Below are 21,883 nucleotides of genomic sequence, written 5' to 3'. Positions count from 1 at the left end.
CCTGATTTCAATTTTCCATTATGTACTTCTTTAATTTCAGGGTAACAGGTCCCTTAAAATCAACGATGTCGAGCTTCTCAGACCGAAGTTAGCAGCAATCACCCATAAACATTGTACTTTTTTGGAAAAGACGCTGTCTTTGAAGCTTAAAGTCATTTTTTTGTATAATCAGGACATCAGCATCACCTTGCGGATGAACCCATCCACTTCAGATTCACAGACCCATATAAATGAGAAACGCCACTTCGATAACGAAGTGGCGTTTCAGATAAGAAGGCAATCGTTCAATTCGCTAGCTCTTTCCGGGACTGAAGGGTCAATACAGCCGGCACCAACCCTTCCGAAGACGCTTCAATACGTATCTCCCCTTCCCCATCCAGCGACTGAATCAAGGCCAGAGCGTAGCCATTGAATAAGCTTCTCGTATCTCCTTTATCCGGCTCGTGACATCCCGGGTCTCCGTTCCCCAGACCAAGCAGCTTGCCTTCACCCGCCACATGGAATTGGATCAGATTATTAGCAGCTGGGACTATCCTTCCCGATTGATCCCTCACCGAAACTGTGACCATGGATACGTCCTGGCCGTCAGCATTCAGTTCCGACCGGTTAGCCTCCAAGTGAACAGAATATGCTTCCGTCGTGGTCTCTTTCCGCTCTGTAGCTACCACCATACCATCCCGATAAGCGATGGCTTCGAGAAGACCGGGTTCATAGGCTACCTGCCACGATAATGTGTGCTCGCCCATTTCCGCATTCACTTTCTTCTTGCCCAAGCTTCGGCCGTTCAGTACCAGCTCCACTTCACTGCAGTTGGTATACACGCGGACCTCCACCTGCTGTCCCGGCCGATCTGGCCAGTTCCAATGCGGCATGAGATGAACGATAGGATCGTCCTTCCAGATCGATTGATAGAAATAGTAAGAGTCCTTGGCAAATCCGCAATAATCTAGGATTCCGAAATGCGATAGCACAGACGGCCACTGGAATGGCGTCGTCTCCCCGCGATAATCAAAACCCGTCCACACGAACAAGCCGCCCGAAAAACGATGATTTAAGAAATAGTGCCAGCTTCGTTCAGGCGTTGACGTACCACCCGCTCCGCCAAGATTGCCTACATCCATCTCCTTGCCGAACATCGTATATTTCGAGCCGTAGCTGGAGCAGCGCCCGCCTTCTCGGTCATCCTCATAGACGCCTCTTGCAGAGAAGAAGGAGACATTCTCCGTATTCAGCACTTTGGCTTCAGGATGGGACTGGAACCATTCACCGAGCGATTGGCTTCCTTTTATGGACTCGGCATAATTAGCGCCATTGACCTCGATGTCCATTCCTTCCTGACTTAGATTGGCCGCCGTAACAGGACGGGTCGGATCGATTCGCTTCGTCAAATCCTGAGTGCGCTTCAGCATCCGCTTGGCTTGATAACTCCCGCTGATCTTCTCTTCATTACCGAGACTCCACATAAAGATACTTGGATGGTTGCGGTCACGGTACAGCATGGATTTCAGATCATTGAGCTTGGTCTCCGTACTCTCCGTGATCCGGTTCTCGTTCATAACCAGCATCCCGAGTCTGTCGCATACATCGAGCAGCTCCGGGGCCGGCGGATGATGGGCACAGCGGTAAGCGTTACATCCCATTTCCAGCAAGCGTTTGATTTTATATTCATGCACACGGTCCGGCAGCGCGATGCCCACGCCAGCGAAATCCTGGTGATTGCAAGTGCCTTTCACTAGTACGTACTTGCCGTTAAGGTATAATCCGTCCCTACGGTATTCCACCGTGCGGATGCCGAAGATGGTCCGATACGTGTCGACAATTTGCCCTTCGTGCAGCAGTTCAGTCACGGCCTCATACAGATGCGGCGTGTCCTGCGACCAGAGCAGCGGATTCGCCACCTGAACGGATTGAAGAACCGTTTGCTTGTCGATTCCCGGTGTTTCGCAGTCGGTTTCCGTGATGGCGACGAGTTCCCCATCCGGATTCAGAATACTCGTTCGGATGCCGTACTTCATCTTCTGTGGATATTCGTTGCTTACCGTCGTTTCAACCGTAATCGCCGCCAATTCATTGTCAATTCGCTCGGTTCTGACGAAGGTTCCCCATCGGTCCACATGCAGGTAATCATATTTGGTTAACCAGACATGGCGGTAGATACCTCCGCCTTCGTACCACCAGCCTTCATCGCCGCCGGTTGTATCCGTTCGGACCAGGATAATGTTATCCCCTTCGTCATCCCCATATTTCAGCAGGTCCGTGATGTCATAATGAAAGCTGGTATAACCGCTGAGATGGTCGCCGACGAAGCACCCGTTTACCCATACCGAGCTGCTTCGCATCACACCGTCAAATTCGATTATGATCTTCTTGCCTTCATCCTCTTGCGGAATTTGAAATACTTTGCGGTAATAGCCCACTCCATTGGGCAGATAACCTTGAAACGCGCCTCCGGTTTCCGAATTGTACGGCTGTTCCAACCGCCAATCATGCGGCAGGTCAACGCCCACCCAGCCTGTGATCTTATCCTTTGGCGTATCCGAGCCGTAAATTTGGGAAATCTCGAAGTTTGGATCGCCCGTTAATTCTCGAATGGCGTTCTGGGTCATACGTGCAGCTTCGCCGATCGCAAAGGGCTCATGTCTTTCCTCCCCCAGCGCATTCGTCAGCCCGGCGATCATGCCGGCTTTTTTCACCGTCTTGGTAATTTTCCCTACCTCACCGAAGTGAAACATCCAGTTTCGATCAAAATTTTCTCTGGTTCTCATAAACAACGGCTCCTTCTGCGTCTGAATCCTATTTCCGGCTCTTCGCCCATTCATCAAGCTGCTTTTGCTTCTCGCTAATAATAACGTCACTGCCTGCGGCCTTCAGCTTGTCAATAAATTTAGGCAGATTTTCTGCCGGATCGAGTGTTCCTGTCTCCAGACCTACACGGTATTCCGTCAGTACATTGTTAACGGCAGCCATTTCTGTTTTGACTTTGTCGACATCGAAGCTAAAGCCCAGTGCCTTGGATTTCTTGGCGCTCTTGTTGAACTCGTCCATCTTCTTCCAAATATCCGGATCTTCCGTTGTCCAGGTATAAGACAGGAACTGGTTTCCAAACATATATGGAGTGCCAAAGTTGTAGCCAAGATTCTGGATGTCTACGCCTGGCGGATAATCGATGACATTATCGGATTTCTTCACATAATGCTTACCCTCAATGCCCCAAGTGAACAGATTGTACAACTCCTTGTCGGAATACAGCAGATTGAGCAGCATCATTGCTCTCGCTGGATCCTGAGAATTTTTAGGAATGGCCCACATAATGCCCTGTATGGAATCTGTCGTGGTATAAGCATCTGTCAGCCGCACGACCGTCATTTCTTTGCCGCTTTTTCGTGACGCCTCGATTTCTGTTCCCGGCTTGAGATTGGAGAAGTAAGCGAATGCTTTCCCCGCTTTAACCATTTCTCGGCCATCCTGTTTGCTTGTTGCGGCATCCTTCAGCATAAATCCTTTCTGATACCAGCGATGCATTGTGTTCAATTGATCAGCGTATTCCTTGGTTTCATAGAAATCTACAACTTTCAAGTTGTTATCATAATTCGGCAGCACGCCAACTCCTCCGCCTAGCGGGTCATATGTGATATATCCGGCATTGAACGGAGCGGTTCCTGGATTTTTCGCCACAAGCGGCACCATATCGGCCTCGTTGTCCTTAATCACTTGGAACACGGCATCCAGATCATCGATGGTTTTGATCTTGCCGGGATCAATATGATATTTATCTAGCAAATCCTTGCGCATCAGAATCCCGTAGTCCGAAGCCAAGTCCCTTACCGCTGTAACTGCGTAATTCTCTCCGTTAATTTGGGAGGCGGCAATCTGGTCTGGGTCGAGTGCATTCTTAATACCCTCGCCGTACTTATCGAGCAGATCATTCATCGGGTTCAATTGCCCCTTGGCCACCTGCGTACTATAGTTTAAGCCAGAGGAAGTAATCATCAGATCGATCTTCTCATTACCTGTTAGCATCAGATTCGTCTGCTGCTGGTAAGCACTCATAGCTATCGGCATGAGCTTGACTGTTGCATTGATCTTCTCCTTCGTAATCTTGTTCATCGCATCCTGTACTTCCAGCATATCCTTCTGCTCATTTCCAAAGAAGGCCACCGTCACTTCGTAAGGAGCGAGCCCGTTTCCGCTGGACGGCTTGTCCGCTTCTGATTCTTTCTTGGAACTGCAGCCTGCCAGCACCATGGATAAAGCAATTACGGTCGATAGTACCGCTAGCCCCGCTTTTCTTCCTTGTTTGTTCCTTCTCATCCTTGAAGCCTCCCATAGCTTGTCTTTTTTATGCTAACCAGTGCAAGACTGAATGTAGCCTTATCCTTTGACTGCACCAACGGTGAGTCCTTTAACAAAATATTTTTGGAAAAAGGGATACGCCACCAGTATAGGAACGACGCCGATCACCGCCATCGCCATGCGTACGGTTTCCATCGGTGCGCTTGCCGCAAGATCAGCCTGGCTATTGCCAAAGTTGCTGCTAGCCAAATACTGAATATCAAGCAGGATCCTGTTTAACAAGTTCTGCAAACTGAAAAGCTTGCTGTCCGTGATATAGATCATGCCGTTAAACCAATCATTCCAATAATTGATGGTTTGAAATAAACCGACTGTCGCCAGAATCGGGAGAGACAACGGCAGCACAATCTTGATAAAGGTTCCAAATTCACCTGCTCCGTCGATTTTGGCCGATTCGATCACAGGCTCAGGAATAGAGGTGGCAAAAAAAGTGCGCATCAGCATGACATAGAAGGCATTCATTAGCAGTCCTGGCACAATAAGCGCCCAGATGGTGTTTTTCATATCAAAAACTTGCGTATACACCAGATACGTGGGGACCAGCCCACCATGGAACAGCATCGTGAAGAACACAAAGAATGACCAGAAATTACGCCACGGCAGTTGACTTCGCGATAACGGATATGCCAGCAAAGCGGTCAAAATCAGGCCGGTAACCGTTCCGACTACCGTAACAATGATGGTGATGCTAAGAGCATGCGTGATTTTTCCAGCATCCTGCAGTAAATACGTGTATGCATCAAAACTGATCTTCTCCGGGAACAATGAATACCCATGCCGATACATTTCCTGCTCATCCGTGATGGAAGAAGTGAACAGCAGGACAAAGGGCAGGATGCAGCAGCAAGCGATCAGGGTCAGAATGATGTTAACGACCCATTGCCAGATCAAATTTTTCGTTTTCAACTCATTCGCTCCTTTAGTCTAGAACAAGGCATTATCCCGGTTTATTTTCTTAACCACATAGTTAGAGATGAATACAAGCAGAAAGCCGACGAAAGACTGGTACAGCCCAGCTGCAGATGACATTCCGATATCCCCAAGATTCATAAGTGCACGGTAAACATAAGTGTCGATGACATTGGTCGTCGATTGCAGCGCCCCCGAATTAAGCGGCACTTGATAGAACAAGCCGAAATCGGAATAGAAAATGCGCCCGATCTGCATCAGCGTCATCACCGTAACCACCGGCATCAGAAGTGGTAAGGTTATGCGCTTAATCTGCATCCATTTTCCCGCCCCATCAATGGTTGCGGCCTCATAGTACTCTTTGTCGATCCCGATAATTGCTGCCAGATAGATCACGCACAGATAACCTGCACTCTTCCAGATGTGTACGATCGTCAAGATGTAGGGCCAATATTTCGCCTCACTGTACCAGGGAATCTCGGAGATGCCGAGCATCGGCAGGATCGTCTTGTTCAGGAGTCCGTTATCCATACTGAAGACTGCAAACACCAGATAACCGACGATGACCATGGAGATCAGATACGGAAGCAGAATGACACTTTGGTAAAAACGCGATAAGAAGCGCTTCTTCACTTCATTAAGCAGGATGGCCAGGCCTACCGCGATGATCAGATTGAGAATAATAAAGACGCAATTGTAAAGGATCGTATTTCTTGTGATAACGAAAGCATCGGATGTCTTGAAGAGATATTCGAAGTTTTTGAAGCCGATCCAATCACTGCCGAAAATGCCCTTGGTATAGTTGAAGTCCTTAAACGCGATGACGACTCCAAACATGGGTAAATAATTGTTGATTACGAGGTAAATAATTCCTGGAAGCATCATAAGAAGCAGCACGCCGGATTTCCTGACTTTGCTTTTCCTTTTGACTGCAGTTCGTTGTGTCATGTAACATACCCTTCCCCAATTCAAATTCTTGTCGCCCACTCTCCATTTACTGGTAGTACGTATTGGTTAACCACTAGTAAACACCCTTAGTATAAAATCTAATTATCATAGTTGTGTCAACGATATGTAAACCAATTGTTAAAATTCTAGCTGGATAAATATGTCGTCTCAGGCGCAGGAGTTAGGTCTTGCTAGAACAAAAAAAGGCGCTTTCTCCATTGGAGATAAGCACCTTTGCTGTATAGTCTTACGACGATTTTTTATTTGAGGATACTGTCCTATGATTTCACATAAGCCAGAATCATATCCGCCATATGCTTCAGCACGATGGCCGGGTCAACATCCTGGTCCTGGTGCAGCAGCTTCCCTCGCAGTATCATCCGTTGCCTGGTCGCGATCACGATATTGCTTATGGTGTAGCCTATCGCTTTGACATCAATATCCTGACGAATCGACCCATCGGCCACGCCTTCTTGAAGGAGCGCCAAAAACGGGTGCGGACCACTCCGTAAAAACGATCGGAACCGACTTTCCAGTTCAGGAGTCGGGTACTCTTCCTGATACAGCGTATCGAACATCGCGATAAATCTAATAGCGTCCGCATTATCCTTCGAATCCACACCCTGCTTCAAAAGGGACTGCAGCTTCTCATACCCGCTTTTGCCCTGGTGGACGGTTTGGTTGGTCCGCTCCAGCCAGGCGCTCAGTATCTCAATTTCCACTTCAAAAATAATCTCGTCCAGAGAGCGGAAATATTTATATAACGTCACTTTGCTTATCCCGCAGGCCTCCACAATGTCCTTGAGCGTAACCTTGGTCAGGCCATGTGTGATAAACAACTCCTTCGCAGCTTGAATAATGTCTTCTCGCCGCTGGTTCCTATGCTGTTCCAGTTGCTCCTTCCATTTCGGTTGCACCTAACTCACCTTTTATCCATTTATAGTTTTCGATTATTGCATTAAAATTATGAAATCTTGTGTTTTGCCTCCAAGTTTATCACGTTATCCGCCGACATAGCAATCAATTCGTCCAAGCAAAAGAAAAGACGAAAATAACCGCTTCTATGCATATTACAGCTTTGCTTCCCAGCAGCCGCAGTAAGGGTCTACGGGACTTACGCCTTTGAAATCTGATCTTCCCAGCAGCTTGTCGACAACGGCGTCAATGACCACCTCGCTCCCTGTATAAGCGTTAATAAACGTTCGAACGCGTGGGACATCAAGCAAGTGGTACGGATTGGCGACAGAGATGAACACGGTTGGCAGTTCTTGAATAAACCAAGGCACGTTTGCAGCCATCATCGGCTCCCAGTTGATACGCACTGTCGTTTGGTTGCTTGCCGTTTCGATGTTGGCCAGATAGATGACTAAGTCGTAATGTTCCCGAAGCTCATTTACTCCCTTGAACACAGCGCTGAAGTCTACATTTTTATGGTCAAAAATGGTAACAACGAAGCTTTCTGCTTCCAATCTCGCTGCAAAATAATGACCAATCGGTTTGCTGCGGTGGCCTTCGCTATCACCAAGCACATAGAGCAGTATTCGTTTGTGGGTGTCGCTGGCAATAGGTAGCAGCTTTTGCGTATCCTTGACAAGCGTCACCGATTGATCGGCGCACTCCTTGGACCACGACACATGTTCTTCCGATTGAAGGTTCGCCAATTGCTCAGGTCCGGGAACAAGCGTTCCTTCCTGCTGCTGCTTATGTAGGCCAAGAGAAGCTTTCAGCGCCAAAATGCGCGTCACCGCTTCGTCTACCCTTTCCATCGTCAGTATGCCGTTTTCAAGGCCTTTCATCATGAATGCAAAATCTTCGTTTATATTCTTGTTAAACAAGAACATGTCGCAACCGGACGCGATCGATCTCGGTACCGCGATCTCCCGCTTCTCTGCCATCATAAAGCCGGCCATCAGCGAAGCGTCAGTGACAATTAAACCGTTAAAGCCCAGTTGCTGGCGGAGTAGTATTTGGAGCAGTTCGGGAGCTAAAGTAGCCGGCATTAACTCGTTCTCTTCGATACCCGGAACAAGTAAACGCGAATAGGCAGGGAGCATGATATGACCGACCATCATGGTCTGGGCTCCCGCTTCAATGAGTTCCTGAAAAACCATGCCGAACGTATTGTCCCATTCGTCTACAGAGAGTGAATTGACTGAGGTTACAAGATGTTGATCCCGTTCATCCACACCGTCACCCGGAAAATGCTTTACCGATACGGCTAATCCGCTCTCCCGAACGCCCCTTGTATACTCCTTGGCCATTCTCGCTACTCGTTTCGCGTCGGATCCGAACGTTCTCACATTCGTGATCGGATTGCGGAAATTGAGATCAATGTCAACGACCGGCGCAAACGACCAATTACAGCCGACGGCTCGTCCCTCTCTGCCAGCTACGAACCCCAACTTGTATGCCATATCATCATTATCCGTTGCGGCAACCTGCATCTGCTTGCCAAAATAGGTGCCGTCGGAAGCACTCCCGTTGCCGCCTGCCTCCAAATTCGCGGCGATTAGCATCGGAACTTTGGAGCTTGCCTGCAAAAAATGATGAACTTCCTGTATATGCCCTCCTGGGCCAGGCCGAAACATAATGCCGCCCGGCTTCATGTTCTGGATTAACGCTTGCAAATGTTGTCGGTCCTCTGTCATTCCGATCGTGCAAAACAACTGTCCGATTTTTTCCCTTACATCCATCGCTGCCAACGTCTCTTGAACCCACAGAATGTCCTCATCTTGTAAATAAAACGGCTTCGCCGCTATGTTTACCAAAGCATTTTCCTCCCCTAACGCATCAAATGCTTCTCCCCGTTATTCAAAGCTAGAGATTTGCAGCGCCTCCCGTTTGGACTCGGTTAAGCCGAACTCCTCGGCAAAATAGGCGTCATAGTTTCCATACGTCTTCTTGATCGATTCGAAAGCGGCTTTCATAAGCTCTTCTTTAACCGCGAGCATATGATTTAAATTGCTTAAAACCGTATCATCCGCATGTTCAGCTATCCGCTCAAGAATGTTCCGGTTGAACACTTTCATCGTTTCATTCGTTAAAAGATAGTCTTCCATGACCGTTTGTTCCGAAACACCAAGCGCCAGCAATATGAGAGCGGACCCGACTCCCGTTCGGTCCTTACCCGCCGTACAATGGTGCACTAGCCCCAAATGATCTGGCTTCTGGATCATCTCCATTAATCGCTTATACGAAGGATTGTTAATCGGAAGCTTGCTATACAATTCCAACATGTAGGTTTCCGCACGAAAGTTTTTAAAGAAATCGCTTTGGGCCAAATCCTTCAGAAAATGACCTTGTTGATCCTTGCTTTTAGGCTCGACCGGCATATTCATTCGTTCATGCTGGTTTTCTGGGTTTGCTGAAATCCGTACATTAGTCACATGAGCGAGAACCGGATCAGGCTTTATTCGCGCTTCATGATCGCTGCGGTAATCGAAAATCGTTTTGATATTCAAGGTTCGCAGAGTCTCTATATCTTGTTCGGACAAACCTGTCAGTTCATCAGAACGAAAAAAAAGGCCATATTTTACTCTACGGCCATCCGTTGCTTGATAACCGCCCATGTCTCGAAAGTTATGCGTGCCTTCCAATGGAATTACTCGTTGCATATAAGCCACCTCATTATGTTTAGTTGTGTATAACCGACTTGAAAAGTGGCATCAGCTGCCCTTTTGCCACTTGTGAGCTGTAACCAAGCCCCGATGACATATACATCAGAAGTAGGGGTTTACTATCGGTTAACACCCTCAGTTTACTTGCGATATGTTAGCGCATCATCAAATTCATGTAAAGAAATGATTAAGTTGGCCATAAAAAAAGATGCCCTCTTTGTAAGAAAGGAGCATCCGATTATTAGTTCCCATGATTTTCTTGCGGTTTCAGATAGGTCTTCGTTGACAAAGTAAGACGAGTAAATACAATTCTTTTAACAAATTAGTGAACTTTTTCACTTTGTAACATCTAGTTCATATGTGGTTCATATTCCCATGTTAGACTCTAGGTAATTACATAATATAAAGGAGTTAGACTAAATGAAAAAGCTATATTATGCATCTTTTTTCTATGCGGTTTTGGGATTGCTATCCGGTCTCTTTTATCGCGAAATTACCAAAAACAGTGATTTTACAGGACATACTGTCCTGGTAGGAGTTCACACCCACATTCTGGTGCTTGGATTTCTCTTCTTCCTCATTGCACTCATCATCAGCAAGCTGTTTGATGTACATGAAGTCAAATCCTTTAACGCTTGGTACATTGTATATAATATTGGCTTACTTATGACGATTGGTGCGATGGGTACCCGTGGTATGCTGCAAATCAATGGAACTGAGATTAGCTTCCTGCCGCACATTGCAGGTCTAGGCCATACCATCCTGGCCGGAGCCTTAATCTGGTTTGTCATTATGCTTGGTAAACGTATTAAATAGAATCAAATAAGAGCGGCTTGAGAAATACTCAGGCGGCTCTTTTTATATTTTCCGGATGCACCTTTCAAGGAATATTCCTGTAAAAGGAATATTTGTGCGTGTAAATTACTACAGGAATGATTTTTAAACGGACTTTATCGCAGCCGTCCGCAATATAATATAGCGGTAATCGCATTCAATTATCACAAACCATATTGTACCTTAGAGTACTAAGATGGGAGGTCGAAACATGGAAGGACCACAATCAAACATAAAGGCTAAAGAATCGCTTCCCGAAGCTGATTTCCCCACGCAGCGGGCAGATGATATGCAGGCAGCTTTACATTCACAGACGGTTGGGGAACGGGGTCCCGTACTGGAACAGGACAATATTTTACACGAGACGCTGGAAACTTTTATACATACCAAAATTCTGGAAAGGCCCGTACACGTAAAAGGCTATGGCGCTTTCGGATACTTTCAGACCGTGCATTCCATGGCGGCATACACCAAGCTTTGCTTTCTGCAAACCCCTGGTCAGCAGGTTCCTGTTACAGTAAGGCTTTCCTTTGCCGTAAGCACAAAAGGCACTCCGGATACTTCCCGCAATGTACGAGGATTTTCGACTAAATTTTATACGGAACAAGGTATTTTCGATCTGCTCTGCAATCATATCCCCGTTTTTTCCGTCCGGGATTCGATCCGCTTTCCGGAGTTCATCGAAGCCTTTCTGCCTTCGCCAAAAAACAACCTGATCGACCCTGAACGGCTTTGGAGCTTCATAGCCAGGACGCCAGAATCCACTCATTTTCTCGTCTGGCTCTATTCCGACGTAGGCACGTTAAAAAACTTCCGTCACATGAAAAGTCATAGCGTGAATACCTATGTCTGGAAAAACGCGCAAGGCGCTCGCACCTATGTGAAATACCACTGGATCCCTTTTGCCGGCGAGAAGTACATCGATCGTCACGAAGCCGCCCGGCTGGCCGGCAAAGATCCCGATTTTGCAGGCAAGGAACTATATGAATCAATCGCGACTGGAAAAAACGTCGATTACGGGCTTTACGTGCAGCTGATGAATCCCGATGACGCGGCTAATCTCCCATACGATCCGCTCGATGACACCAAACTCTGGGATGAACGGCAATATCCTTTGCAGCCGGTTGGCCGCCTGGTACTCGATCGCAATCCGGATAACTATATGGAGCAGGTGGAAAAACTAGCCTTTTCACCATCCAATCTTCTGGAAGGAGCCGAGTTGTCGGACGATAAAATACTGCAAGGACGGGCCAATATATACTGGGATTCGCAGCGCCGTCGGCTGGGACCCGATTTTCGCAAAATCCCGGTCAATCATCAGGAAAACTGGTCGCCCGCTTCCCTTGTGACCAGCGGCAGCGGCCGTTATGTGGAGGGTCGACTTGTACGGTCCAGCCTGTCCAAAGCGGATGATTTTACGCAAGCTGGCCAGTTTTACCGCTCCCTTTCTGCTCCGCAGCAAGAACACTTGGCGGATAACCTTGCTGCCGATCTTACAGGTATATCCCCTGAAACGCAGCGCATTGTCTTAAGCTATCTATACAATGCATCGCCGGAGCTGGGAGAAAGGGTTGCTAAACATATTGGAACGAAATCATTAGAGTAATTACGAAAATTCTCGGAAGACCGTCTTAACTATGGAATTCATGGTAGATTCCATTTATAAAAAGCCCTCTCTCTGGATGATGCGTTCGAGATGAACACAATTCCCAAAGATCAGGGCTCTTTTTTACTGTTTTCATAATTCTGCATTCGTTATTTCAAAATCATCTGTTTCACGAGTTGTATTCTCCGGAATGATGGCGATGACGTTGCAAATATAGGTATCACTATAGGCGATTATGTGGGATCAGCTGCCTCAAGTTAATACACCCGAATCTCCACCAATTCCGCACAGGGAGCGCCGTTCGTCTCTTCGATGACGACGCGCAGCGCATCGGCAAAGATCGGGTCTTTCAATTCAACGCGGTTGCTTCTTCGCCGGTTATCCTCAGCGGAAGCGATCGTGCTCCACTCCCCTTGAATGCGGGCCTCGATCCGGTACGACTTAACCAGTTCAGGAATGATATCGAATGACGTGCGATGATGATGAAGATTGATCAGGTCCTCGTTCACATCGTCGTTCCACGTCAGAATGATTTCCTTCATTGATATTTCATACTCCCATGTCAATTGCAGCCAAGCCTCATCCTCAGGTCCGATGGCATCCGATACCCACAGATTCGGCCCTCCGAAAGGACGTTTGTATCCGCCGACCGCCTTCTCCGGTGAATAGGCATCGGTCGCGCCCTTGACCTTGAAGCAGAACAGCTGCCGAACCAGCGCCTTCATGCTCCAGGCCACGACGAGTTGATTCTCGTCATGGTCCTCCAGTTCGGCCGCCGCGTTAGGGACCGCTCCCTTCTCAAAAGCGAGGACGCCGGTGAGCGGTTCGGCCGCCCGGTACAGGCTGACGCTCGAATTCTCGCGAATGATGACAAAGGCATTCTGCGGCGTATTCGGCACCCAAGTGAGCGGCAGGGATATCCACTGCGCTTCGCCCTTGGGGACAGCCGCTTCGGCTTCAGCCACCTTCGAGTACGGCACGTAATTTTCCGGGCGGCCGGTGTCCCATACTTCCACGATAAGCTGGGTATCTTCGGTCGCGTCTACGAGCAGTTCCAACCCTTCCACCGCCGGCTCCACCGGAAACAAAATCGCGGCAGCCCGATTCAGTTGAACGGCGGTAAGCGGCTTATCGATGCCGATGGCGCTGCGGACCGATGATGCCGAAACCTTCGCCAGGCGTGCCAGGTCCCGGTCATCTTCATGCCGCAGGCCGATAACGGAGGCGTCCTGCCGCAACATCGTCTGCTGCAGCTCTTGCAGATGCGAGTGGTAAATGTTGCGCGGCGTCACGCCCTTTGCAGCGCACAGCGAAGCTGCGGTACCGGCCGCTTCCCCCATGACCGCGCAGGTCGCCATGACGCGCGTCGTGCCGAACGCCACATGGGAAGCGCTGATATTCCGACCGGCGAACAGCAGATTTCGTACGTTCGCCGAATATAAGCACCGGTACGGAATATGATAGTTGCCGTCCGCGTGCATATGCTTGGAACCGCTGGCCTCGGCATACATCCCCTGTGGTGGATGCAGATCAATGGACCAGCCGCCGAAGGCGATGCGGTCATGGAACGGCTCCTGTGCAATGATGTCGTTCTGATTCAAAACATAGTCGCCGACAAAGCGGCGATATTCCCTTTTTCCCGGAATGGAGCCGACCCATTCCAGGGTCATGGTGTCGGCCTCAAACTGCCCCGAATTTTTGATATAGTCCCAGATGCCGTAAATGACCGACCACAGCTCATCCCGGATCACTTCATTGTCATGGACCGTATCCAGTTCGCCGCCCCACTCGATCCACCAATAATGGCAGCCCGAGTCGCCGCTGCGAATAACTCGCTTGATCGGTATCGTAGTCTGCGTGATGTCCTTGGCGAAGGACGGCGGCACGAACCGGACGGGATGCCCTGCATCCTTCGTATAAAACAGCAGCGTGCTGCCCAATGTGATGCTGTCCTCTTCCTCCGGCGCCCAAGCTTCCCCGTATTCATAGGCGGCTTCCCGGCCGATGCGGTACCGGGCGCCGGCCAAAAAGCCGACTAGACCGTCGCCGGTACAATCCAAGAAGACCAGGCTTTCCAAGCGGATGCGCCGCTCGGAGCCCATCATCCAGCCGGTGACCGACCGGATGATTCGGTTCTCCTCCGGACCGTCAGCCTCGACCTCATTCACGTCGGTATTAAGTAGCAGCGTAATGTTTGGCTCCGCCCGGACCGCCTCCAGGATGACCAAATCCCACAAGTACGGATTGCCGTCTGGGTTGCGGTACTGGTTCTCCACGAACAGTTCGCCCATGATGCCGGTTTCCCGTGCGTACCGGTTGATGCCGTGCGCAGTCGCCCCACACACCCATACCCGCACTTCACTGCTGGAATTGCCGCCCAGGACCGGGCGGTTGTTCACGACCACAACCTTGCTGCCCAGTCTTGCCGCCGCTATGGCGGCACAGACGCCCGCCAACCCGCCGCCGATCACGGTAACGTCGCTTCGTATCGTCTCTGTTTTCATCTTCTCACCCTTTCACCGCAGAGTTGGTTAAACCTTGAATAATGTAGCGCTGGCCAATCGCAAACACGATGATCATCGGGATAATGCCCGCAGACGCCGCGGCCATCATGCCGTTATAGTCCACCGTATTTTCCAGAATAAAGTTCTGCAGCCCGAGAGGAATGGTGTACAGCCGCTCGTCGATCAGAAAGACCAGTGCGTTCTCGTAATCGTTCCACTGCCAAGAGAAATCGATGATGGCCAAGGTGGCCAACGCCGGTTTGGCGAGAGGCAGTATGAGCCGGAAGAAAATCCGGAAATGTCCCGCCCCATCGATGAAGGCCGACTCGGAAATCTCATGGGGAATGGACAAAAAAAACTGGCGAAGCATAAAAACGCCGAAAATCGTGAACAGGCCGGGCAGAATCAGCGCCAAATGCGTATTGTAAATGCCGACCCATTCGAACATGATGAACTTGGGCACGAACAGCACCTGCGGGGGAACCATCATCATGGATAAATAAAGCATAAACAGCGCATTGCGCCCCTTGAACTCGATCCGGGCAAAGCCGTATGCCGCAAAGGCGGACAGGAACGTGGCTCCAACCATGCCGATGAGGGCGATCTTCAGCGAGTTCAGGTAATAGGTGCCGAAGCTCTTCGGTCCGGTCCACACCTTGAGGTGATGTTCCCAAGTCGGATGCGCGGGAATCCACTCGATCGGGTATTTGAACACCTCTGTCGGGGTTTTCAGGGACGTGCTGATCATCCATAAAAAAGGCATTATCATGACAATTGCCAGCGCCAGCATGATAATCGTCACCAGCAGTCTGCCCGGCGTGCCGGTCAGAAGTCGTTTTTTGAGTTCCATGATGCTTAAGGCCTCTCTTTCTCTTTAATAATGGACCCAACGTTTTTGGCCGATCCATTGGATCGCGGTGATGATCAAGATGATGATGAACAGCGCCCACGATATCGTGGCGGCATAGCCCATGTCGTAATACCGAAAGGCGTTCTGATAGACATACAGGGACAGGATGGTCGTGCTGTTCCCAGGTCCGCCCTGCGTCGTCGCCTGAATGATGCCAAACGTCTTGATCGTCATGATCATCCCGGTCACTAGCAGCAGGAACGTGGTGGGACTGACGAGCGGCCAAATGATTTTCCGGAGCAGTTGGCCTGGTCGCGCGCCGTCGATTTTCGCGGCTTCCATTAGCTCCGGTGAAACTTCCTGCAGCGCGGCCAAATAAATGATCATGTTATAGCCCATAAGGAACCATATCCAGATGATATCGATGGCGAACATCGAAGACGTGGTGGTCGACAGCCAGCCCGGCGGATGCTCGATGCCGATGCTGCGGAGGAATCCGTTGATCGGCCCCTGCTTCGGCTGGAACAGCAGCATCCAGACGAACGCGACGGCTACCCCGCTCGTGATGTACGGCATAAAGTACAGGGCGCGCAGCAGTTTTTTCAAATAGATCCGCTGGTTCAGGATGACCGCGACCACAAAGCCGAGCGCAATCGACACCGGAACCGCCGCGAGGAAGAGGACGGTATTCTTCAGCGACTGGTAAAACAGCTTGTCGTGCAGCATCCGGGTGATATTATCGAGGCCGACGAACCCGGCCTTGGGATTCATGAATTTGTAATCCGTGAAGACCAAGCCGAGAGAGAATGCGGCCGGAATGAGAAAGAACAGCAGCACGCCGATCATGCTGGGCCCGATAAAGACGTAACCCAGCCTGCGCTGCCTTCTCATCCAATGGTTGTTCATGCGTTTCGCCTCATTTCTTGATTTGATGTCCTCAGTCTAGCAAGCCAGGACGTTTCGCAGAAGGAACAAATCCATCGTCTTTATATCACAAAATCATGCAAAAAAACGCCGTACGGCTTACCGAATGGGACTCGGTCATCAAATCGTTCTATCTCCCCTATGGGCATAAATTGAGACAAGGGACAGCCGTCAAGCTTGGCCATCCCTTGTCTTCTGGTTTGTGATGCGCATCCATTTCAAATGATCACTACTTCGGATTGGATTTCAAATATTCGTTATGCCGGCTGACCATCGCCGCAACCGTCGCATTCAGGTCCTGGGATCCCAGGAAGTACTTTTCGTATTCCTGCGAGCGCAGATCCATGACTTCCTGCGGAACGGTACGGACAAAGGTCGGCGTCTTGTTGTCGAACATGACGTACATCAAGGATTCCTGATCGTAGGTGTCCCCTTTGTCGCCCAGCATGCTCTTCAGCGCGGCGTCCTGATCGGCATCCATGGATGCAGGCAAACGCCCGCCCGCCGCCATCGGCGCCATGCCACCGTCCGCATACCATTTCAGAAACTCCCACGCTTCCTTTTGATACTTGGACTTGGCGTTGATCGAGATATAATCGCCCAATCCACCGCGAGTCACATAGTTTGCGGCATCCTCCTCCAGTCTCGGTACCGGTGCAAACGCGATTTTGAAATCGCGCGGATAATCGGTGAAGTTGTTGGAGCTGCGGAGCAGCCACGCTCCGATGTTCAGCATCGGCACTTCGCCGCTGAGGAACATTTGCTCAACCGGCATTTTGGATGTCAGTTGCTCGCCGAGCGGCGGAGTCGTCTTGTCATCCTTCATCATGCCGTATAAGGATTCCAGCCATTTGCGCACAAGCGGATGATCCAGGTTGGAAGCCCCGTCCGCCTTGGTGTATCCCTCTTTGGAGAGGACCGAGTCGATCGGATCGACAAACGGCTCGGTATTTTGGATGAACCCGTACCCGTCGCCTTTCTTCAGCTTCTTGGCGTATTCCCTCATCTCATCCCAGGTCCAATCCTTCGGTACAGGGAGATTGGCCGCATCCAGGGCGTCCTTGTTCAGCGCAACGAAGAATGAGCTTTTGGTCGTCGGCAAGCCGTAGTACTTCCCGTCGATCTTCCAATCGGCCGCTTCGGGTCCCATTTTCTCATCGATATTATAGTCCGTGAACGAGCTCAGGTCAGCCGTGGCCCCCGAGGCTACCCGTTTTGCCGCCTGCGAAGCGGAATAGTTGACGAACAGATCCACATCCTGGCCGGTCATGATGGCCGTATCCAGCTTCAAGTTGCCTTCATCGTCATTCACATAACGCACGTACTCCACTTGAACGTCCGGGTGATCCTTATTCCAGGCGTCCACGACCTCTTGCGGTCCGGCTTCTGGCGGAACCCCGCCCCACATTTTCAGTTTGACGACGCCGCCTGAAGCGGCCTTCGCATTGCCCGCCACCCCTTCGGCTTCTCCTTTGCTTCCACCGCCGGAGCAGCCCGATACCACGCCCGCGATTAGTACTAACGATACAAATCCCGCAAGCCAACCTTTTTTTCTCAATTGAAGCCCCCCGCATCAAATAGGATTGTTTGTTGCAGCTCAAGGATAGCAAAGCGGCGGCCCCGCCGTAAGTAACAGAATCATGATTCCCATGGAACAGATATACGCAGTTCAAGAGCTATAACCGGTCATCGGATATGCATTTTGTTCTATTGCTTCATTCGGTATTGACTTGGAGTCATCCCTGTCATCCGTTTGAAAATTTTAATAAAATAGTTGTCGTTCATAAACCCCACGTTCTGGCAAATCCGATTGACCGGCAGGTCCGTCGTCATTAGGTATTCGATGGCCTTCTCGATCCTCGTTCGGTGCAGGTAGTGGATCAGCGTCTCCCCGGTTTTCTTTTTAAACAGGGCGCTGACGTAGTTCTCCCCCATCATGACATAGCGGGCGAGCGATTTAAGCGTAATATCCTGGTCGTAATTTTGTTCGATATACTCCATGATTTTATTCACTTCGGGATGCGTGATCTTCTCCCGGGAAGCCGCAGCCGGCCGAACCGGCCGTTCGGCTGGCGAATGCCGGGCCGACAGCTCCCTGCTCACTTTGACCAGCGTCTCCCTAAGATCTTTAACGCTCATAGACAGCTTCAAAATATAGTTGGATGCACCGTATTCCATCGCCCTGCGCATCGATTCAAAGTCGCCGATGCAGGTCAGCATCACGAATTTGGACCCGATGCCGGCTTTCCGCGTCTCCTGCAGGAGTTCAAGGCCGTCCATCTGCGGCATGACGATATCGCAAAGCACCAGATCCGGCGGGTCATTCTTGATCATCGGCAGCGCTTCCATGCCGTTGCTTGCCTCTCCGGCCAGCGTAAAGCCCATCTCCTCCCACCGGATGATCTCCTTGACTGATTCCCGCACGAATGTTTCGTCTTCCACCAGCAGTACCTTCCACATGCGTGTTCACTCCTTAACAGCTAGATCATGATATCGTTTGCTGTACATTTTCATAAGGCTCGGACAGCAATATCGGCAAATGCATGCGGCACAGCGTGCCCTGCTCGAGCGGAATGATCTCAAGTTCCCCTTTGTCCTTAAACAAAAGGCGCAGCCGCTCCCTCACATTTTGCAACCCGATGCTCGGACGCTTGCGTCCTTCGTCGTGATTCCTGCTGGGCTGCTCGATCCCGGCGCCATTGTCCTCGACTTCCAGCGTGAGCCGGTCCGGCAGCAGCGGACTGCGTCCCATCCGGATCAGAATCCGTCCACCTTCCGCCATATTGCCGATGCCATGCTGAATCGCGTTGTCCACCAGCGGTTGCAGGCTCAGCTTCGGCACCAGCGCGTAGATCAGCTCCTCATCATAGCTGAATTCCACTTGAAAACGGTTCCCATATCTCACCTGCTGAATATAGAGGAATGCGTGCGTTAGCTCGATTTCGTCGCGGAGATGAATCAGGTCCACGTCGGAGTTGAGGCTCGTTTCCAGCAGTTTCCCGAGAGACAGGCAAATTTCCACGATCTCCTCGTCTTCTCCCCGCAACCCGATCCACTTGATCGTATTCAGCGTATTCAGCAGAAAATGGGGGTTCATCTGGGCCAGTAGCATTTGAAAATGCACCGCATCCTTCTGCCGTTCCTCGGCCCGCAGCCGCTGGACCAATCCGTTCATATCGACCATCATTGTATTGAACGTCCGGGTCAATTCCAAAATTTCACCCTTGTATCGCTTCTCTGGCAGCCGGATCCGAAGATCCTTGCGGACCGCTTCCTTCATCTTCATCTGCATATGGGATAGCGGTCTGGTAAACGCATGGGCAATCATGAACGCAACTGCAATAAATGCGGCGGTAATGACATAGAAGGTTACAAAATACTGCTTCTTCAGCGTTTCGATCTCCCGGAACAGCAGATGGAGCGGAATCCGGTCCACGAGGTACCAATCCAGGGAAGACAGATAGCTATAATTCACCAGCGAATCGCTCGCTTGATCCGTCCAATAGCCGTTCTGCGGCAGGTGCGATACCTCTCTGACGGCTTCGCCGGATAGCGACGAATCGGGGATGGATCTGGCAATCAAATCACCGGACCGGGTTATGATGAAGTACGCCTGATCGCTTTCGGATTTTTGCAGCATGGATTGAAACCAGAACGAAAAATCGATGCTGATGCGCGCCAGTCCGTAAACCCGGTTACTTCGATCCCGCAACTCGGCGTACAGGGACAGCAGCGTGGGGCTTTTGCTGATATCTCGGGACACGTAGTTAGCGTCGTCAGACACCCAAAGATAGGAGGTCTTGGCTTTCTGAAGCGCCTTGAACGATGGGTTCGAAGCAATCTGTTCGTAATTCAGGGACGTATTCGGCGGGTAAGAAGTATATACATGGCCGCTATTGTCGAGAAGCGTGAAATAGACGGATGGATTGTACAGAAAAAAGCTGTTGTTGAGCCCTTTGAATTTGTCCTCCATGATCTCCTTATTGTCCAGGACCGAACGTTCTTCCGGTTTCTGCAGGATGTGCCTGACCTCGGAATCCTGCTCCAGGAAGATCAGCGTCTTAAACGCGATACTAAGCTGATCCTCGAGCGAACGGTGCAGATTGTCCAATTGTTCGTGGCTTTGCTCGCTGATTTTGTTTTGGACGAGCGCTTCGATCTTATGGTAGTTGTATAAATTCAAAACGCTGAACGGAAGCAATATAACCAGCGCAAACACGGCAAACAACCGGTATTTCAGCTTGTGGGGAACGAGGTGGCCGAGCCATTTCTGCATCAGGAGAACTCCTTTTCACTCTTGGTGCTCCCATTATATCTCACCCGTTGTCCGTAGATAAGAATATTTATGCAAAAGTGTAAAAATGTAGGGTGCTGAGCCTGCCAAAAGCATCAAATCGTTCTATTGACAAGGATGGGCCTGTTTCCCATCAGAATCACTTCTATTCCCCAGCGAAAGCGTTTCTGGCCACCCGTACAAAAAAAAGAAAACCGCGGGGGTTGCAGCTTTCTTGTGATCATGAATTAGTTCCTGCCGTAGTACAGCTTGCGGTTCGTGATATCCACGAGATATAGAATATCGACGCCGTTATCGTTTCGCTCCACGCTGATCGATGGCCGCCTTGGTCTCCGCCGCGTTAAACACCGTTTGCAAGTTCCATCCGCCGTTTCCGTATGATCCGTATTTCACGGAGAAGGTGGTGCTTCCTTCCTCCCGGTAGCGATATGCAACGATGGGATTGCCGACGAGTCGACGGTTTGTATTTGATGTAAGACAATTCATGCCTCAGCGGGCTCGCCGCAAAAGCAGACCATTCGAACAGAATGTGCAGATCCCCATTGGCGTCAAATACAAGATCGTCAGGGTAGAACGATTTGTTCACCAATGCGCCGATCACGGCTACTCGGGACCATGTGGAAGCCGCGTTGCAATCCCGTTCCATACGTTTCGAGCGGGGTCCACCATCCCGCCTGATTGCTTGAATCCATGGCATACGGCACCTCGGTCAAGGCCGCGGCAGCGCTACCCATTCCTGCGGGCAGGAGAGATGCCAGCATCAGTGCGGCTGCCCCCATTTTCCACGGTTTGCCTTCTTTCATTTCATCTGCCTCCTTTGGAATGTTAACCCCCTCATATGCCAATAGCATGGGACTCTATCCGGCCGGTAGAGTGAAATGTTTTCATTTTATGAGAACATGACTGTGCCACGGTTATCGTAGCATGACGTCCCGCCGAAGTGTCATACACAAAATGATGCTTCCCATAGAACAAAATCACTTCATTCCCTTGGCGATGATTGAATAGAACGATAGCACGTCCAGTGCCAAGAAAGAAACGGGA

Annotated in this window: 17 protein-coding genes; 2 read left to right on the top strand and 15 right to left on the bottom strand. The window is 50.2% G+C overall.

Going from position 1 to position 21,883, the window contains the following annotated elements; all coding sequences use genetic code 11:
• Positions 1-284 precede the first annotated feature (284 nt).
• The 7 genes from galA to MUG84_RS00495 all read right to left on the bottom strand — a co-directional run bounded on the left by galA (position 285) and on the right by MUG84_RS00495 (position 9,824).
• Positions 285-2,765: a beta-galactosidase GalA gene (gene galA, locus MUG84_RS00525; RefSeq protein ID WP_244717618.1), complete on the bottom strand. Its 2,481-nt coding sequence runs from the start codon at positions 2,763-2,765 to the stop codon at positions 285-287.
• Between the two features lie 28 nt (positions 2,766-2,793).
• Positions 2,794-4,311, bottom strand: a complete 1,518-nt coding sequence (locus MUG84_RS00520) for an ABC transporter substrate-binding protein (RefSeq protein WP_244717615.1) — start codon at positions 4,309-4,311, stop codon at positions 2,794-2,796.
• A gap of 60 nt (positions 4,312-4,371) precedes the next feature.
• Positions 4,372-5,259 carry a carbohydrate ABC transporter permease gene (locus tag MUG84_RS00515; RefSeq protein WP_244717612.1) on the bottom strand — a complete coding sequence of 296 codons (888 nt, stop codon included), beginning with the start codon at positions 5,257-5,259 and terminating at the stop codon, positions 4,372-4,374.
• An 18-nt stretch (positions 5,260-5,277) separates the two neighbouring features.
• Positions 5,278-6,210, bottom strand: coding sequence for an ABC transporter permease (locus MUG84_RS00510; RefSeq protein WP_244717609.1), 933 nt, complete (start codon positions 6,208-6,210; stop codon positions 5,278-5,280).
• A 278-nt stretch (positions 6,211-6,488) separates the two neighbouring features.
• A complete protein-coding gene (locus MUG84_RS00505; protein ID WP_244717606.1) occupies positions 6,489-7,127 on the bottom strand; it encodes a TetR/AcrR family transcriptional regulator in 639 nt (212 codons plus the stop codon).
• A gap of 153 nt (positions 7,128-7,280) precedes the next feature.
• Positions 7,281-8,978, bottom strand: a complete 1,698-nt coding sequence (locus tag MUG84_RS00500) for a glycoside hydrolase family 3 protein (protein ID WP_244717602.1) — start codon at positions 8,976-8,978, stop codon at positions 7,281-7,283.
• A 39-nt stretch (positions 8,979-9,017) separates the two neighbouring features.
• Complete coding sequence (locus MUG84_RS00495; protein ID WP_244717599.1) at positions 9,018-9,824, bottom strand: tyrosine-protein phosphatase; 807 nt, start codon at positions 9,822-9,824, stop codon at positions 9,018-9,020.
• A 423-nt stretch (positions 9,825-10,247) separates the two neighbouring features.
• Here MUG84_RS00495 and MUG84_RS00490 point away from each other — a divergent pair, with 423 nt between their 5' ends.
• Both MUG84_RS00490 and MUG84_RS00485 read left to right on the top strand, forming a co-directional pair.
• Positions 10,248-10,643, top strand: a complete 396-nt coding sequence (locus MUG84_RS00490) for a DUF2871 domain-containing protein (RefSeq protein WP_244717596.1) — start codon at positions 10,248-10,250, stop codon at positions 10,641-10,643.
• Positions 10,644-10,950: 307 nt separating this feature from the next.
• Positions 10,951-12,267, top strand: a complete 1,317-nt coding sequence (locus MUG84_RS00485; RefSeq protein WP_244720843.1) for a catalase — start codon at positions 10,951-10,953, stop codon at positions 12,265-12,267.
• Positions 12,268-12,524: 257 nt separating this feature from the next.
• On the opposite strand, the gene MUG84_RS00480 is transcribed toward MUG84_RS00485, so the two are convergent.
• The 8 genes from MUG84_RS00480 to MUG84_RS00445 form a co-directional block, all read right to left on the bottom strand.
• Complete coding sequence (locus MUG84_RS00480; RefSeq protein WP_244717593.1) at positions 12,525-14,771, bottom strand: FAD-dependent oxidoreductase; 2,247 nt, start codon at positions 14,769-14,771, stop codon at positions 12,525-12,527.
• Between the two features lie 4 nt (positions 14,772-14,775).
• On the bottom strand, positions 14,776-15,621 hold the full coding sequence (locus tag MUG84_RS00475) for a carbohydrate ABC transporter permease (RefSeq protein WP_244717589.1): 846 nt from the start codon (positions 15,619-15,621) through the stop codon (positions 14,776-14,778).
• Positions 15,622-15,645: 24 nt separating this feature from the next.
• The gene (locus tag MUG84_RS00470; RefSeq protein ID WP_244717586.1) at positions 15,646-16,527 is read right to left on the bottom strand and encodes a carbohydrate ABC transporter permease; all 882 of its coding nucleotides are present in this window, start codon (positions 16,525-16,527) and stop codon (positions 15,646-15,648) included.
• Positions 16,528-16,774: 247 nt separating this feature from the next.
• The gene (locus MUG84_RS00465) at positions 16,775-18,103 is read right to left on the bottom strand and encodes an ABC transporter substrate-binding protein (RefSeq protein ID WP_244717582.1); all 1,329 of its coding nucleotides are present in this window, start codon (positions 18,101-18,103) and stop codon (positions 16,775-16,777) included.
• Positions 18,104-18,252: 149 nt separating this feature from the next.
• Complete coding sequence (locus MUG84_RS00460) at positions 18,253-19,005, bottom strand: response regulator (RefSeq protein ID WP_244717579.1); 753 nt, start codon at positions 19,003-19,005, stop codon at positions 18,253-18,255.
• 25 nt (positions 19,006-19,030) lie between these two features.
• A complete protein-coding gene (locus MUG84_RS00455; protein WP_244717574.1) occupies positions 19,031-20,821 on the bottom strand; it encodes a sensor histidine kinase in 1,791 nt (596 codons plus the stop codon).
• A 309-nt stretch (positions 20,822-21,130) separates the two neighbouring features.
• A complete protein-coding gene (locus MUG84_RS00450; protein ID WP_244717571.1) occupies positions 21,131-21,325 on the bottom strand; it encodes a hypothetical protein in 195 nt (64 codons plus the stop codon).
• 77 nt (positions 21,326-21,402) lie between these two features.
• Positions 21,403-21,690: a hypothetical protein gene (locus MUG84_RS00445; RefSeq protein ID WP_244717568.1), complete on the bottom strand. Its 288-nt coding sequence runs from the start codon at positions 21,688-21,690 to the stop codon at positions 21,403-21,405.
• Positions 21,691-21,883 lie beyond the last annotated feature (193 nt).

This window comes from Paenibacillus mangrovi, from assembly GCF_022898935.1.
Taxonomy (GTDB): Bacteria; Bacillota; Bacilli; order Paenibacillales; family Paenibacillaceae; genus Paenibacillus_AQ; species Paenibacillus_AQ mangrovi.
This window is presented reverse-complemented; position numbering and strand designations above follow the sequence as displayed.